10 protein-coding genes are annotated in these 14,690 nt (G+C 73.0%); 4 read left to right on the plus strand and 6 right to left on the minus strand.

Going from position 1 to position 14,690, the window contains the following annotated elements; genetic code table 11:
- The coding region (locus ACFWBY_RS16490; RefSeq protein WP_385345165.1) for an FAD binding domain-containing protein at positions 1–767 on the minus strand (767 nt) is incomplete at its 3' end.
- Positions 768–1,021: 254 nt separating this feature from the next.
- Here ACFWBY_RS16490 and ACFWBY_RS16495 point away from each other — a divergent pair.
- Complete coding sequence (locus tag ACFWBY_RS16495; RefSeq protein WP_385345162.1) at positions 1,022–2,701, plus strand: PucR family transcriptional regulator; 1,680 nt, start codon at positions 1,022–1,024, stop codon at positions 2,699–2,701.
- Between the two features lie 200 nt (positions 2,702–2,901).
- Complete coding sequence (locus ACFWBY_RS16500) at positions 2,902–3,678, plus strand: hypothetical protein (RefSeq protein WP_385409669.1); 777 nt, start codon at positions 2,902–2,904, stop codon at positions 3,676–3,678.
- A gap of 59 nt (positions 3,679–3,737) precedes the next feature.
- Here ACFWBY_RS16500 and ACFWBY_RS16505 read toward each other — a convergent pair whose 3' ends face one another.
- Positions 3,738–4,400: a GntR family transcriptional regulator gene (locus tag ACFWBY_RS16505; protein WP_385332180.1), complete on the minus strand. Its 663-nt coding sequence runs from the start codon at positions 4,398–4,400 to the stop codon at positions 3,738–3,740.
- Positions 4,401–4,515: 115 nt separating this feature from the next.
- Here ACFWBY_RS16505 and ACFWBY_RS16510 point away from each other — a divergent pair, with 115 nt between their 5' ends.
- Together ACFWBY_RS16510 and ACFWBY_RS16515 are read left to right on the plus strand one after the other, a co-directional pair.
- Positions 4,516–5,370, plus strand: coding sequence for a (2Fe-2S)-binding protein (locus ACFWBY_RS16510; protein WP_385332448.1), 855 nt, complete (start codon positions 4,516–4,518; stop codon positions 5,368–5,370).
- A gap of 258 nt (positions 5,371–5,628) precedes the next feature.
- The gene (locus tag ACFWBY_RS16515) at positions 5,629–6,696 is read left to right on the plus strand and encodes a DUF2637 domain-containing protein (protein WP_385332182.1); all 1,068 of its coding nucleotides are present in this window, start codon (positions 5,629–5,631) and stop codon (positions 6,694–6,696) included.
- Positions 6,697–6,730: 34 nt separating this feature from the next.
- Here ACFWBY_RS16515 and ACFWBY_RS16520 read toward each other — a convergent pair whose 3' ends face one another.
- From ACFWBY_RS16520 to ACFWBY_RS16535, 4 genes are all read right to left on the minus strand, one after another.
- Positions 6,731–7,138: an ATP-binding protein gene (locus tag ACFWBY_RS16520; RefSeq protein ID WP_385332451.1), complete on the minus strand. Its 408-nt coding sequence runs from the start codon at positions 7,136–7,138 to the stop codon at positions 6,731–6,733.
- 184 nt (positions 7,139–7,322) lie between these two features.
- Positions 7,323–9,065 (minus strand): pyruvate dehydrogenase, encoded by a 1,743-nt coding sequence (locus tag ACFWBY_RS16525; protein ID WP_385332185.1) that lies wholly within the window; start codon positions 9,063–9,065, stop codon positions 7,323–7,325.
- A 66-nt stretch (positions 9,066–9,131) separates the two neighbouring features.
- Positions 9,132–10,625 (minus strand): protein phosphatase 2C domain-containing protein, encoded by a 1,494-nt coding sequence (locus ACFWBY_RS16530; protein ID WP_385332188.1) that lies wholly within the window; start codon positions 10,623–10,625, stop codon positions 9,132–9,134.
- A gap of 106 nt (positions 10,626–10,731) precedes the next feature.
- The gene (locus ACFWBY_RS16535) at positions 10,732–14,523 is read right to left on the minus strand and encodes a S8 family serine peptidase (protein WP_385332190.1); all 3,792 of its coding nucleotides are present in this window, start codon (positions 14,521–14,523) and stop codon (positions 10,732–10,734) included.
- Between the last annotated feature and the right edge of the window lie 167 nt (positions 14,524–14,690).

Consider the following 14,690-nt stretch of genomic DNA (forward strand, 5'->3'; position numbering starts at 1 on the left):
ATCGGATTGGCCGCACCGGAGGCGAGGTCACCGAACTGCTTGGCGATCGACGGGGTGACGACCTTGCCGGACTCCCAGAAACCGCCCTCTTCGAGCGCGGCGTTCAAGAACTCCTCGGCCGCCTTCGCCCGGATCGGGGTCGGCGCGGCCGAACCGATGCCGGTACGGACCGTGCGGGTCTCGGGGTGCAGGGCGAGGCCGAAAGCGCAGACGGCGATGACCATCGCGTTGCGGGAGCCGACCTTGGAGTACTGCTGGGGGCCGTCCGCCTTCTTGACGTGGACGGTCTTGATGAGCTCGTCGGCGGCCAGCGCGTTGCGCTTGACGCCCGTGTAGAAGGCGTCGATCGGGATCAGGCGGGAGCCGCGTACGGACTCCACCTCGACCTCGGCACCCGCCGCGAGCAGCGCGGGGTGGGAGTCACCGGCCGGCGAGGCGCAACCGAGGTTGCCGCCGACGCCGCCGCGGTTGCGGATCTGCGGGGACGCGACCGTGTGCGAGGCGAGCGCGAGCCCCGGGAGCTCCGTGCGGAGGTTCTCCATGATCTGCGTGTACGGGACGGAGGCGCCCAGACGAACCACGTCCTCGCCGACCTCCCACTCCCGCAGCAGGCCGATGCGGTTCAGGTCCAGGAGGTACTCCGGCCGACGGTGGTCGAAGTTGATCTCGACCATCACATCGGTGCCACCCGCAATCGGCACAGCTGTGGGGAACTCGGCCTTAGCGGCGAGCGCCTCCTCCCAGCTGGCGGGGCGAAGGAAGTCCATGTACGGCTCTCTTCTTCTTCATCGGGTCGTTCACTTCAAGCCAGGAGGCCTAAGGACCCTCGACTGGTCGTTCACGTGCTGTTAACGCGGTGTGGACTCAGTACACCGGCCGCCCGTCCCCCGGGTGCAGTCACCGAAACCATGAAGGAGTTGGCTGGCGGCCTCCCTCGTCTTGTAGATTCGTATGAAAGGCAGGATGCGACGACCTGCCCGATTTCCAACGGCAACATTCGAGACAGATCGGCGGCGACATCATGCGGCTGCGCGCACTGCTGGAAACCGAGGCGCTGGGGCTGCGGCTGCTCGGCGGCGAGGAAGAACTCGACCGGACGGTCCGCGGGGTCATGACGACCGACCTGCGTGATCCCAGCCGATACCTCTCCGGAGGCGAACTCGTCCTCACTGGCCTGGCCTGGAGACGAAATTCAGCCGACTCCGAGCCATTCGTACGAATCCTCGCGAGCGCCGGCGTGGCGGGGCTCGCGGCCGGCGAGGCGGAGCTGGGCGACATTCCCGACGACCTCGTCACGGCGTGTCTGCGCAACCGGCTGCCGTTGTTCGCCGTGAACGAAGACGTTGCATTCGCCACGATCACCGAGTATGTGGTCCGGCAGGTCTCCGGCGAGCGCGCCGGCGACCTCGCCGCCGTCGTGGACCGCCACCGCCGCCTCATGACCTCGGGTCCGGCCGGAGGAGGCCCCGATGTGGTGCTCGATCTGCTCACCACCGACCTCGATCTCCGGGCCTGGGTGCTCTCGCCCACGGGCCGGCAGATCGCCGGAGCCGGGGAGCCGCTGGCGCCGGGCGTCTGCGCGGCACTGGCGAGCGAACACCTCGCGGCGGTCCGGACGGGCCGCAGGGGCCCGCACCGGATCTCCCTCCAGGGTATGACCTACTCCCTCTTCCCGATCAGGGGAGCCGGGCGGGGTCCGGGCGGCCCGGGAGCCCGTGACGTGCGCGAGAGCGTGCTCTCCGACTGGCTGCTGGCCGTCGAGGCCGACGCGGGCGACTGGCCGGCCGAGCGCCTCGACCTGCTCCAGGGCGTCACCCAGCTGATCGCCGTGGAGCGGGACCGCCGCGACGCGGCCCGCACCGTGCGCCGCCGCCTCGCCCAGGAGATCCTGGAGCTGGTCCAGACGGGCGCGCCGCCCGCCGAGATCGCCGCCCGCCTGCGGGTGGCCGCGCCGGTGCTCCTGCCGGGGCTGGGGGCCGCCCCGCACTGGCAGGTCGTCGTGGCGCGGGTGGACTGGGAGGGCGGCGACATCGCCGGCGGGCCCGTCGCCCAGTCGCTGCTCGAGGAGATCCTCGTGGACCCGTCCCTCTCCGGGCCGGAGCCCGCGGACCGGATCGCCGTCGCGCACGCCGGGGACGAGGCGATCGCCCTCGTACCGCTGCCGGCGCCGGCCGGGGAGCCCGGGGAGGAGAAGGGGCCCGACGCCGCCCTGCACGCCGAGACGCTGCTCACGGCCGTACGCGAGCCCCTGGCGGCCGGACTCGCCGACGACGGGCGGCTCACGCTGGGCGTCAGCGCCGCCGTCCACTCCGCCGAGGGGCTGCGCGGAGCGCTGGAGGAGGCCCGGCACGCCCGCCGCGTCGCGGCGGCGCGCCCCGGCCGGGTCTGCGCGGCCGGCCACCACGAGCTGGCGTCCCACGTCCTGCTGCTGCCGTTCGTCCCGGACGACGTGCGCCGCGCCTTCACGGCCCGGCTGCTGGACCCGCTGCGCGACTACGACCGCCGCCACCGGGCGGAACTCATTCCCACGCTGGAGGCCTTCCTCGACTGCGACGGCTCGTGGACCCGCTGCGCGACCCGGCTGCACCTGCACGTCAACACGCTGAGGTACCGCGTCGGGCGGATCGAGCAGTTGACGGGACGGGATCTTTCCCGGCTGGAGGACAAGCTCGACTTCTTCCTGGCACTGCGGATGAGCTGAGAAGATCCGCTTCCTGACCGGCCCCGAGAGCCGGTCGGGGCCGGGCGGGGGCGGGGTGGAGCCGCAGCGGTGCCGGCTGATGATCCGTCCGGACTTTGTGAAAGAGTTCACCCGACCCCTTGGCCGAACCCGCCGATCCGTGCTCTCATTTCGCCCCAGGGCTCAACGACGTGCTGCTTGGTTGCTTTGGGGAGGGCAATGTGGCGGATACCGCCATGTCCGGTGCCGGAACTACCGGGGGAGACGACCCCCTCCAGCGGGCGATATGGCGGCTGCGCTCGCGCGGCTGTTGGACCGACGCGGCGGCCCTGCTGACGCCGCACCTGTACGACGCCGGAGCCGCCGTACAGCGGACCGCGCTCCTGGTCGAGCGCTGCCTGTTCACCGGGCAGGGCTGGGCCGAGGCCGAGGACGCGCTGCGCGTGGCGGAGGCCGTGTCCCAGGACGACGGCGACCGGGGCGCCGCCGCGTGCGAGCGGGGCCACCTGGCGTACGCGGCGACCGTGCTGGGCGTACGGGACCGGGCCGACGAGGCCCGCTCCGCGCTCGGCCGGGCGGCGGCGCTGCTGACGCCGGGTTCCCGGACCCGCCCGCTGCTGGACTTCCGGCGGGGCCTGGTCGCCGAACACCTGGCGGACGCCCCGCAGTCGGCGCTGCCCGCGTACCAGCGGGCCCACGCGGGGGCACTGGCACACGGCGACACGCTCCTGCTGTCCTTCACGTGGCGGCACCTCGCCGCGCTGTCCCTGCGGGACGGGGAAGTCGCCGAGGCCCGCAAGGGCTTCGCGGAATCCCTCCGGATCCGCGAGGACCTGGGCTTCCTGGTGGGCACGGCCCCGGCGCTGGCCGCCCTGGCCGAAGCCGAACCGGAACCGGAGGCCGCCAGGCTGCGCGCGGAGGCACGCCGGCTGTTCCACCTCCTGGGTGGCATCCCCACCTGGCTGGCGGACCAACTCCACCCGGCCCCGGCGGCCTGAGCCCCTTCGACGCCGTCGAACGCCGGCGGGGCTGGATCCTCCAGCCCCGCCGGCGTTCGTCAGGCTCCCGCGAAGTGCTCCCGTACCAAGGACTCCACCACCGTCAGGTCACCGGCCGCCAGCGCGTCCAGCAACGACAGATGCTCCGCCGCGTCCGCGACGAGGTCCGCGCGGCGCGCCCGCGCGGCTCCCGGCAGGGGCCACTGGGAGCGCCGGTGGAGGTCGTCCGCCACCAGGAGCAACTGGCCGTTGCCCGCCAGGGCCAGCACCGCGCGGTGGAACGCCCGGTCCGCGTCCGCGTAGCCCGCCAGATCGCCCGAGACCGCGGCGTGCGCCGTCGCGGCCGCCGCCGGGCGCAGCGCGGCCCAGACCTCGGGGGCCACCGAGCGGGCGAGGCGCAGCATCACGGGGACTTCGAGCAGGGCCCGGACCTCGGCCAGGTCGGCCAGCTCCCGCGGCGTACGGGCCAGGACCCGGAAGCCGCGGTTCGGCAGGCATTCCACCGCTCCCTCCAGCGCCAGCTGGGCCATCGCCTCTCGCACGGGCGTCGCGGAGACCCCGAACCGCTCGCCGAGGGCCGGTCCGGAGTAGATCTCCCCGGGCGCCAACTCGCCCTCGAGGAGCGCGGCGCGCAGGGCGTCGAGGATCTGCCCGCGCACCGAATGGCGGGACACCTTCACCGTCTGCTGCGCCGGAACCCGGGCTCGGGCCGTATCACGCACTCGGTCCTCCTACGGGTCAAGACCTGACGAGAGGGTATCCCGAAGCCGCCGGAGTTCAGCTAAGGTAAGCCTTACCTGTTAACGATCGTGTGATTCGGTGGCCCCCATGACCGTCATGGCCGTCAGTCCCGTAGACGCCAACGCCCCGGCCGGCTCTCCCATGGCGTCGGCCTACGCACGGCTGGGCCGGGCCTACGACGGTCTGCGCGTCACCGAGCTCGCCCCGCACGAACCCTCCCCCCGCGGTGCGGGGTGGGTCGGCGCCGACGAGCTCGCCGCGGGCGGCGGGGCACTGGACGCGTTCCTGGCCTGGGACGACGCCCAGGTCCTGCGGGACCACGGCCGCCAGGCCCGGACCGACGTGGTCGCGGGGTTCGGGTTCCACCGGTACGCCTGGCCCGCCTGCCTGCTGATCACCACGCCCTGGTTCCTCGACCGGCGCGTGCCCCTGCTGCCCCCGGAATCCGTGTCCTTCCACCGGACCGAGGGCCGCATGGCCGTGCGCACCGGCTCCTTCGCCTGCCTGCCGGACGACCCGGCCGCCGCACTCCCCGGGGCCCGCGTCGTACCCGACGAGGAGGCACTGCGCCAGGAGGTACGCGTCGCGGTGGCCCGGCACCTCGAACCGGTCCTGGGCGGCTTCGGCCCGCGCATGCGGCGCGGGCGGCGCGCACTGTGGGGCATGGCGACCGACGAGGCCGTCGAGGGCCTCTGGTACGTCGGCCGGCTGCTCGGCGAGGCCGAGGAGCGGCGGGCCCTGCGCGAGCTGGAGCTGCTGCTCCCCGGCGCGACGCTCCCGTACACGGGCGGCGCGGGCTTCCGCACGCTCGAAGGCCCGGGCGGCCGGCAACTGCCCACCCGCGACCGGGTGAGCTGCTGCTTCTTCTACACGGTCCGTCCCGAGGACACCTGCGCCACCTGCCCCCGCACCTGCGACGCGGACCGCGTGGCACGGCTGACGTCGGGCTGACCCGGCGCCGCCTTCGGACCGTGCGGGCCGGTACCCGCTGAACCCACCCGTCCGACTGACCCGGAATCGAACTCAAACCACTGCGTACGAGCGTGAGTTCGAGCCGCAACGCCCTATCCGGCGGGCTCCGCCCCCCGATGGCGTCCTCTTGCCCCGAAACCCGCGTGTACGGCTCACCGCCTGCGCCACTATGGCGCCCGGAAAGCCGCACCGGCCCACAAGCCGAACAGACGCATACGCGAGTCAAGGGACATCCGCATGAGACTGACCGACATATCGCTGGACTGGCTGCTGCCCGGCAGCCTGCTGATCCTGGGCGTACTTGCGGCAGTGGCGGTACTGGCCCGGGGCAAGCGCGAAGGCGAGAAGGCCGCGGCGGCCGAGGACAGCTGGGAGCGCAGCGAGGAGCGGCGGCGGCGCAAGGAAGCCGTCTACGGGACCGCCTCCTACGTCCTGCTCTTCTGCTGCGCGGCGGTGGCCGCCGCGCTCTCCTTCCACGGGCTGGTCGGCTTCGGCCGGCAAAACCTCAACCTCTCCGGGGGCTGGGAGTACCTGGTCCCCTTCGGGCTCGACGGCGCCGCCATGTTCTGCTCGGTGCTCGCCGTCCGCGAGGCCAGCCACGGCGACGCGGCCCTCGGCTCGCGCATGCTGGTCTGGCTGTTCGCGGGCGCGGCCGCCTGGTTCAACTGGGTGCACGCCCCGCGCGGTATCGGTCACGACGGGGCCCCGCAGTTCTTCTCCGGCATGTCGCTCTCGGCGGCCGTGCTCTTCGACCGCGCCCTGAAGCAGACCCGCCGGGCCGCACTGCGCGAACAGGGCCTGATCCCGCGGCCGTTGCCGCAGATCCGGATGGTGCGCTGGCTGCGGGCCCCCCGGGAGACCTTCGGCGCGTGGTCGCTGATGCTGCTGGAAGGGGTGCGCACGCTCGACGAGGCCGTGGACGAGGTGCGCGAGGACAAGAAGGAGAAGGAGCAGGACCGGCACCGCAGGCGGGAGCAACACCGCCTGGACCGCGCGCACATCAAGGCGCTCGGCCGGCAGAACCGGGCGTTCGGGCGCGTGGCCCGCGCCCGCCAGGTCGACGTGCCGGGGCTGGCCCCCGGAGCGGGCTCCGCGCCGGTCGGCGCGGAGCCGGCCATAGCGGAAACGGGACAGCTGCCCCTACGACGAAGGCCCTCCCTCCAGGCCGTGAGCGCAACGGAATCCGCTGACACGGCCGGCGGCCCCCGGACGGTGGACCTCACCGCCGAGGACGACACCCAGACTCTTCCGCGGCTCGACTCGCTCGAGCGGAAACTGAAGGATCTGGAACAGCAGTTCGGCTGACCGGCTCGTGTGCGGGACCCGCCCGACCTCTCCGTCAGGCGGGCCCCGCCTCGTTCGCCCCTTCGAGCTCGAACCACACCACCTTGCCGCTGCCCCGTGCCAACGCGTCCACGCCCCAGGCGTCGGCCAGGGCCTGGACCAGCACCAGCCCCCTGCCGTGCGTACCGTCGTCGGCGGACGGTACGTACGGCCGGGGCCGGCGGGCCGCGTAGTCCCGGACCTCCACCCGCAGCCGGTCCGCGGCGATCGTCGCGGAGACCTCGGCACCCTGGTCGGTATGGACGAGGGCGTTGGTCACGAGTTCGGTGATCAGCAGCTCGGCCACGTCGGCCGCATCCGCCCTGCACCGGTGGCGCATCAACTCCCGTAACGCCCGGCGGACTTCTGCGACCGCCTTGAGATCGGCCCGCCGCACGCTACGGGTGATCCCCAGCGCGTCCACCGCTCCCCCGTCCTCGACGGACGGTTCACGCGGTACCGGCCGCCCCCTCTTCCACAGCTTTCCGGTCTTCGCCCCCACCCGCACGGCGATGTACCTCCCGAATGCACTCGACCCCGAATCGGCCCGCCTCTCGAACAGGCCTACGGGATGCATGCCCGCCGGGGGAATCCGCACGCATCCGGGCTCAGGGGCGGGGCACGTTGCGCAGGTTGGATCGCGCCATCTGGATCATCCGGCCGACCCCTCCGTCCAGCACGATCTTGCTGGCGGACAGCGCAAATCCGGTCACCATTTCCGCCCTGATGCGCGGCGGGATCGACAGCGCGTTGGGGTCGGTCACCACGTCCACCAGGGCGGGTCCCTTGTGCTTGAAAGCATCCTTCAAAGCCGCTGTGAGCTGCTTGGGCTTCTCCACCCGGACCCCGTACGCGCCCGCCGCGCGGGCGACCGCCGCGAAGTCGGGATTCTTGTTCGTCGTTCCGTACGAAGGCAGGCCGGAAACGAGCATCTCCAACTCGACCATTCCGAGCGATGAGTTGTTGAAGAGAACCACTTTGACGGGGAGGTCGTACTGCACCAGGGTGAGGAAATCTCCCATCAGCATGGAGAAACCACCGTCGCCCGACATCGACACCACTTGACGTCCGCGATCGGTGAACTGCGCCCCGATGGCCTGCGGAAGGGCGTTGGCCATGGAGCCGTGACTGAAGGAACCGATGATGCGGCGCTTGCCGTTCGGGGAAAGATAGCGCGCCGCCCACACGTTGCACATGCCCGTGTCGACGGTGAAGACGGCGTCCTCGTCGGCGAGTTCGTCGAGCACGGCGGCCACGTACTCGGGATGGATGGGCGTGTGCTTCTCCACCTTGCGCGTGTACGCCTTCACCACCCCCTCCAGCGCGTCCGCGTGCTTCTTCAGCATCCGGTCCAGGAACCGGCGGTCCGTCTTGGCCCTCACCCGGCTGTTCAGCGCCCGCAGGGTCTCCCGCACGTCGCCCCAGATCGCGAGGTCCAGCTTGGAACGGCGCCCGAGGTGCTCGGGCCTGATGTCCACCTGCACGATCTTCACGTCGTCGGGGAGGAAGGCGTTGTACGGGAAGTCGGTGCCGAGCAGGATCAGCAGATCGCATTCGTGGGTGGCCTCGTAGGCCGAGCCGTAGCCGAGCAGCCCGCTCATGCCGACGTCGTAGGGGTTGTCGTACTGGATCCATTCCTTGCCGCGCAGGGCGTGACCGACGGGGGCCTTGACGCGGCCGGCGAACTCCATCACCTCGGCGTGCGCCCCGGCGGTGCCGCTGCCGCAGAACAGCGTGACCTTGTCGGCCTCGTCGATCAGCCGGACCAGCTTCTCGATCTCCCCGTCGCCGGGCCGTACGGTCGGCCGCGCGGTGACGAGCGCGTGCTCGATGCTCTTGTCCGGAGCGGGCAGGGAGGCGATGTCGCCCGGCAGGGAGATCACCCCGACCCCGCTGCGGCCGATGGCGTGCTGGATGGCGCTCTGCAGGACCCGGGGCATCTGGTTCGGGTTGGAGATCAGCTCGCTGTAGTGGCTGCATTCGGTGAACAGCCGGTCGGGGTGGGTCTCCTGGAAGTACCCGAGGCCGATCTCACCGGAGGGGATGTGCGAGGCCAGCGCGAGGACCGGTGCCATCGATCGGTGGGCGTCGTAGAGGCCGTTGATGAGGTGGAGGTTGCCGGGACCGCAGGAGCCCGCGCAGGCGGCGAGCCGGCCGGTGATCTGGGCCTCGGCGCCGGCCGCGAAGGCGGCGGTCTCCTCGTGGCGGACCTGGATCCACTCGATGCCGCCCGTTCGGCGGATCGCGTCAACGACGGGGTTGAGGCTGTCGCCGACGACTCCGTACATCCGCCGCACGCCCGCGCGTACGAGGATGTCGACGAACTGCTCCGCCACGTTCTGCTTGGCCATGGAGGGGGCGCCCTTTCCGGTTCGGCTCTGCCGCGTGCGCCTCCCATCCACGCACGGTTCGCCCGCTCACGCCTCCCAGACCGCGGCGGCCGTCCGGTCGTCGGCGTACCCCTTGAGGCGGAGCTGGGTGTCCGCGAGGAAGGCCGCGAGGCCCGGCGGGTCCGTCTGCGACCAGCGGCCGGCGAGTTCCGCCGACAGGGGCTCCTCCTCCCGCATCGGGTCCGCGAAGCCGCCGGAGCACAGGAGCAGCGTGTCCCCCGGCCGGGCCACGGACGCGCGGAAGCGGAACCCGCCGGCATCCGCCGGCGGGACCTCCTCCAGGTCCCGCCACTGCCCCGCGCGGAGCCGGAACAGCCCGCCGGAGCCCGCGCCGAAGCAGACCCGGGTCCGGCACTGCGGATCGACGGGCAGCAGCAGGGCGCGCAGCCCCGCCGTGTACGCGTCCTCCTGGAGCCCCAGCTCGGCGGCGCGGGCACGCAGCCGCCCGTAGCCCCGGTCGGTGAGCCGCTGGAGACCCGAGCGCAGTGCCTCGCGGCGCCCGGCGCGAATGTCCTCGGCCAGCCGCTCCTGGCTCCGCCCGACGGCCCCCGCCACGGACCGGCACACCTCGGCGGCGGCCTCGGCGGCACCGGACGCGGCCCGGTCCCCGCCGGCGAGCACGACCAGGACCAGGGCGTCGGGGCCGCTGCCGAAGCGGGCGGTGAGCAGGAAGTCCCGCCGGGCCTCGCCGCGGAACCGGGCGGAGTCCCCGCGCAGGGAGGCGGCGCGCAGGGTGTAGCCGCCGTACTGGGCTCCCTCCAGCACGGTGTCGGGGATCAGCGCGTCGAGGCCGCCCGGATCGGCGGCGGGCAGCGCGACGGGTTCGGCGCAGTAGGTGGGGGGCCGGTCCCCCAGATGCGTGACCTCCGGCCGCGGCGGAAGGGGTCCCGCCGCCGGGTCCGCCGCAGGACCCTTCACCAAGCTCGTCGCCGGACCCTCCAGGGGGCCCGGGGCGGATCCGGTAGCGGCCCCGGCCCCCGGCTCGGAGCCGGCCGCGGAGTCCGGGCCGGAGTCCCAGCCGGAGTCCCAGCCGGATCCGGCGCCGGGGTGGGACCCGGGGTCGAAGCCGGGCCCGGGGCCCGCACCGGTCCCCGCCCCGGCCGGGGCCCGCTCCGGGGCCTGCTCCGCGGTCGGGGCGGCGACGGGCCCGTCGTCTCGTAGGCCCCACCCGGAGACCGGCGGTTGCTCCGGGTCCTCGTCCTCGGCGGGCAGCGCGGGCGGAACGGCGACGTCACCCAGCGCGTACCAGGTCTGCCCGCCCGCCCGGGGGTCCCGAGGGGGCGGCAGCAGCGAGTCGGTGTAGGCGGCCCGCGGCGCGGGCGCGGGACCGGGGCCGTCCTGCGGCGAAGGCCCGGGGCCCGGCTCCGGCGGCCGTGGGGCCGGTACCGCCGGTCTGGCCACCAGGACGGCCGCCGAACGGAAGCGGTGGTCCAACGTGTCCCGGGGGTCTGGGTCCGGGCCCGCGTCGGGGTCCTCGTAGTAGAGCTTCTGCCACCAGTCGTCCGCGCCCTGCTGACTCATGGCCCCCATTGTCGGGCTCCGGAGCGGCCGGAATACGGCGAACGCACGAAAAGGGGGGTCCATCGGACCGCCGTCCGATGGACCCCCCTCGTATTCGTCGGACGGCTCAGCGAATGTCGTACGCCCGCGCGACCGTCTGGGTGACGGTGGCGCCGTTCGTGTCGGTCAGTTCGACCTTGAGCGTGACCTGCTTGCCGGCGGCCCCGGCGTGGTCGACGGTCGCGGCCCACTGCCCGCCGCTCGCGCTCACCTTCGCCTCGGTCCAGTTCTCGCCGTCGTACGAGTACGACAGCTTGGCCGCCTTGAGCGCGCCGGGCGTGTAGCCCGCGTGCCCGCCGGCCCCGAGGGCGATCTTCTGACCGTCGGTCGCGGCCAGCGTCTTCATCCCGTCCAGCGGAGCCGAGATCCTCGGGAAGAGGATCGGCAGGGGCTGCGAGTACTGCGCGGTGTCCAGCTTCGAGCGGAAGGTCCAGGAGGTGAGGACCGCCTGTGAGCGCTGCCAGGTCCGGGCGGGCTGGCCGACCTTCTCGAGCTGCTGGGTCAGTTCGTACGTGGCCTCCCCGGCCGGGACCTCGAAGACCCCGGACGGGTAGCCGCTGTCGCCCAGCGATTCGCCGTCGCGCTTGAGCGAGACGTTGCCGAGGTCACCGAAGCCGCCCTGCTGGGCGTAGTGCCCGGTGTCGCCCCACATCGCGGAGGCGAAGCCGATCAGGTTGCCCTGCCGCTCGGCGGCCAGCAGTTCCCTGCCCTCGGTGTCGCGCGGCGCCACCGGGCCGACGACCCCGTCGTACCAGTTCTCGGCGCGCTTGGAGCCGGCCTCGTACGTGCGGTGCTGGTCGGTCATGAACTCGCCCCACGGGAAGCTGCTGGAGACCAGGTGCTCCCAGGCCGAGTCCCCCGCGGAGTAGAACTCCGTGCGCCTGCCCGGCACCGCGACGGTGTCGAGGCTGCCGAAGTAGACGGCGTTGCCGAGCGGCCGGTAGGCCCCGGTGATGTCGATGAAGTCGGCCGCGACGCCCATCGACTGGTAGGCCGCCTCGACGGTGGCGAGGTCGCGGTCGCGCACCCGGTAGGTGCGGTCGCCGTGGACCTGCCCCTTCTCGATCTGGGCGAGGTTGTAGACGTACGGGCTCTTCGCGTTGGCCTTCCAGCTCAGCGTGACCTTGCCCTGGGGGGCCTCGGCGAGCTTGGCCAGCAGGGCCCGGCCCTCGGCCGCCTCGATGGACATCGCCGGGAGCGAACCGCCCGCGTAGCCGGTGGAGCCCTGCCAGCGGCCGGGCGCCTCGCGGTAGGCGAGTACGGCCTTGGCGCCGGCCGCCTTCGCGTTGCCCGCGATCTCGTACAGCGCGGCGTCCTCCGTCTTGACCAGCACGATCGCGTCCTTGGCGGCGACGGCGGCGAGCTCCTCGGCCGTACCCGTGCCCGCATTGACGAGCGGCGCGCTGCCGGTGCCGTCGAGGTTGTCGCTGCCCGTGGAGGCCGTGAGCGGGTGCAGCACCGGGCCGCCGTCCGCCTTCAGTTCGGAGAGCAGCGGCGCGGCCGCCCGCCAGTAGCTGCCGAACTCGTACGCGCCGTCCTTCGCCTTGCCCTCGACGGAGGCGTAGTAACCGCGGATGGTGCGCCCGCCCATGGCGGTGCCCGCGTGCAGCCAGGCGTCGTCCCAGGTGCGGGCGAAGGCGAGGGTGGTGGCGCGCGCCTCGGTGGGCTTGTCCGTTCCGATGCTCAGCCTGGCCGCCTTGCGGGCGTCCAGCACGATCACCGTGTCCTTCTTGACCTCCGTCTGCGGACGGCCGAGGTAGGTGAGCGAGTCGGTCATCGTCGCGTTCTCGCCGGCGTCGGGGGTGGCGACGAAGGCCGAGAGGAAGTACGCGCCCGGGCGGACCCGGTAGACCTGGTCGGTGGAGCCGTCGTTGAAGCGGCGCTCACCGGAGGCGTCGTCGGTGCCGATGACGTCCAGGGAGGACGGGCCGGCGGCCGGCTTGCCCGCGCGGTCGACGAGCTTGACGCGCAGGGTGACCGTCTCGGGCTCCACGTAGAGCGAGAAGGGGGTCGAGACGCGCACGCCGTCGGCGGTGGCGACGACGCGGCCGGCGACGTCCCCGTACTGCGAGCGCTCCAGCTTCGCGGAGGGGTCCAGGGCGAGCGGCACCTTGACGGTGGCGCCGGCCGGGACGGTCACGGTGCGCTTCTCCAGGCGGGCGACCTGGCCGCGGACGGCGGAGCCGTCGTTGCCGGTGACCTTCTCGACGGAGAGGTTCAGCGTGACGGGCTCGGCGCCCAGGTTGGTGTACGGGACCTCGACGCTGGTGCGGTCGCCGCGGTCCTGCGGCCAGTTGTACGCGCCGCCCTGGAGCGAGGAGGCGCCGATCACCGTGGTGTTGACGGCCGCCTTGACGTCGAGCCGGCCGCCGCCGGTCTCCCGTACGTCGCCGGGGATCGCGGTGGCGGCGGATCCGACCAGTGCGGCCTTGATCTGCTGCGGGGTCCAGTCGGGGTGGCGCTGCTTGACGATGGCGGCGGCGCCCGCGACGTGCGGGGTGGCCATCGAGGTGCCGGACATGGACTGGTAGGCGTAGACCCCGCGGCCGCCCATGCTCGCGGCGGAGATCCCGACGCCGGGGGCGGCGATCTCGGGCTTGAGGGTGTGCTGCAGGCCGGCCGGGCCGCGGCTGGAGAAGGGGGCGGTCGTGTCGTCGCGGTCGACGGCGCCGACGGTCAGCACGCTGGGCGCGCAACCGGGCGACGAGACGGTGTTGTTGCCGGGGCCGGAGTTGCCGGCGGCGATGACGAAGAGGGTGTTGCCGCTCTTGGCCAGCGCCTCGGTGGCGGCGGCCATCGGGTCGTCGCAGGACAGCTGGGAGGGGTCGCCCAGGCTCATGGAGACCACGTCGGCCTTGCTGTCGACGGCCCACTGCATGCCCGCGATGATCCACGAGTCCAGGCCGTAGCCGGAGTCGTTGAGGACCTTGCCGCTGAGCAGCCGGGCGCCGGGGGCGACGCCCTTCTTCGCTCCGCCGCTCTCGGCGCCGGAGCCGCCGACGGTGGAGATGGTGTGGGTGCCGTGGCCCTGGCGGTCCTCGGCCGTGTCCGAGTCGGTGAAGTTCTTCGCTTCGGCGACCCGGCCCTTGAGGTCGGGGTGTTCCAGGTCGGTGCCGGTGTCGAGGACGGCGACCTTGGTGCCCGTACCGTCGAGGCCGGCGGCCCACGCGGCCGTCGCGTTCACCTGCCGGGTGGAACGCTCCAGGTTCGCCTGGACCTTGCCGTCCAGCCACAGCTTCTTCAGCGGAGGGGAGGCCGCGGACCGCGCGCCGCCGCTGGTCGCCGCCCCGGTGACGTCCGACCAGAAGTCGGCGGCCTTCTTTTTGTCGGCGGCGAGCGCGACGCCTCCGATGGATTCGAGGACGAGTGAGCGCTCGGCGCCGCGCGGGACCGGCGGGGCGCTGCGCGCCAGGCCCGCCGCGCCCTCGTAGACCGCGATGAGCGGGAGCTTCCCGGCGTGCGCGTCGTCGTAGCCCTGCCGGATCAGGCCGGTGACGTTGAAGAGTTCCTCGTCGACCTTGCCCGCGGCGAGCGCGGCGACCGCGCCCTCGGGGTAGACGTACAGGTCCTTGCCCGACTGGCGGGTCTGCACGAGCGGCTGCGAGCCGTCCGCGCGGGGCATCGCGGTGGCGGCGCTGCGCCCCGCGGCATCGGTGGAGACCAGGACGCGGTCGCCGGTGACGAGGGTCACCGTGACGGGCGCGGTGGGCTGCCGCGCCACCGCGCCGCTGCCGGTGAGGGGTCTCTTCGCCGTCCCCGACGCTCCGTCGCTCGGCTGTGCCGTGGACGGGCCCACGGCGCTGACGGCCAGGACGGCCGCGATGGCCGCTCCCAGTGCGGTACGCGATATCGGACGCATCGCTCTCCCCAGGTGAATTCCGGCCAAGTGCTGCATTGCGCGGCGAATCGCCGCGTAAATGGCTTCTGACCGGCGGATGTTGGTGCTGCGGTGGCGTCACCTTGGCAGAGAGGCGGGGGGTGCGGCGATGATGTCGGCGGCGGGTTTGCGCCGTGGCCGCTTCCCGC

This window comes from Streptomyces sp. NPDC060049 (assembly GCF_042736715.1).
Lineage (GTDB): Bacteria > Actinomycetota > Actinomycetes > Streptomycetales > Streptomycetaceae > Streptomyces.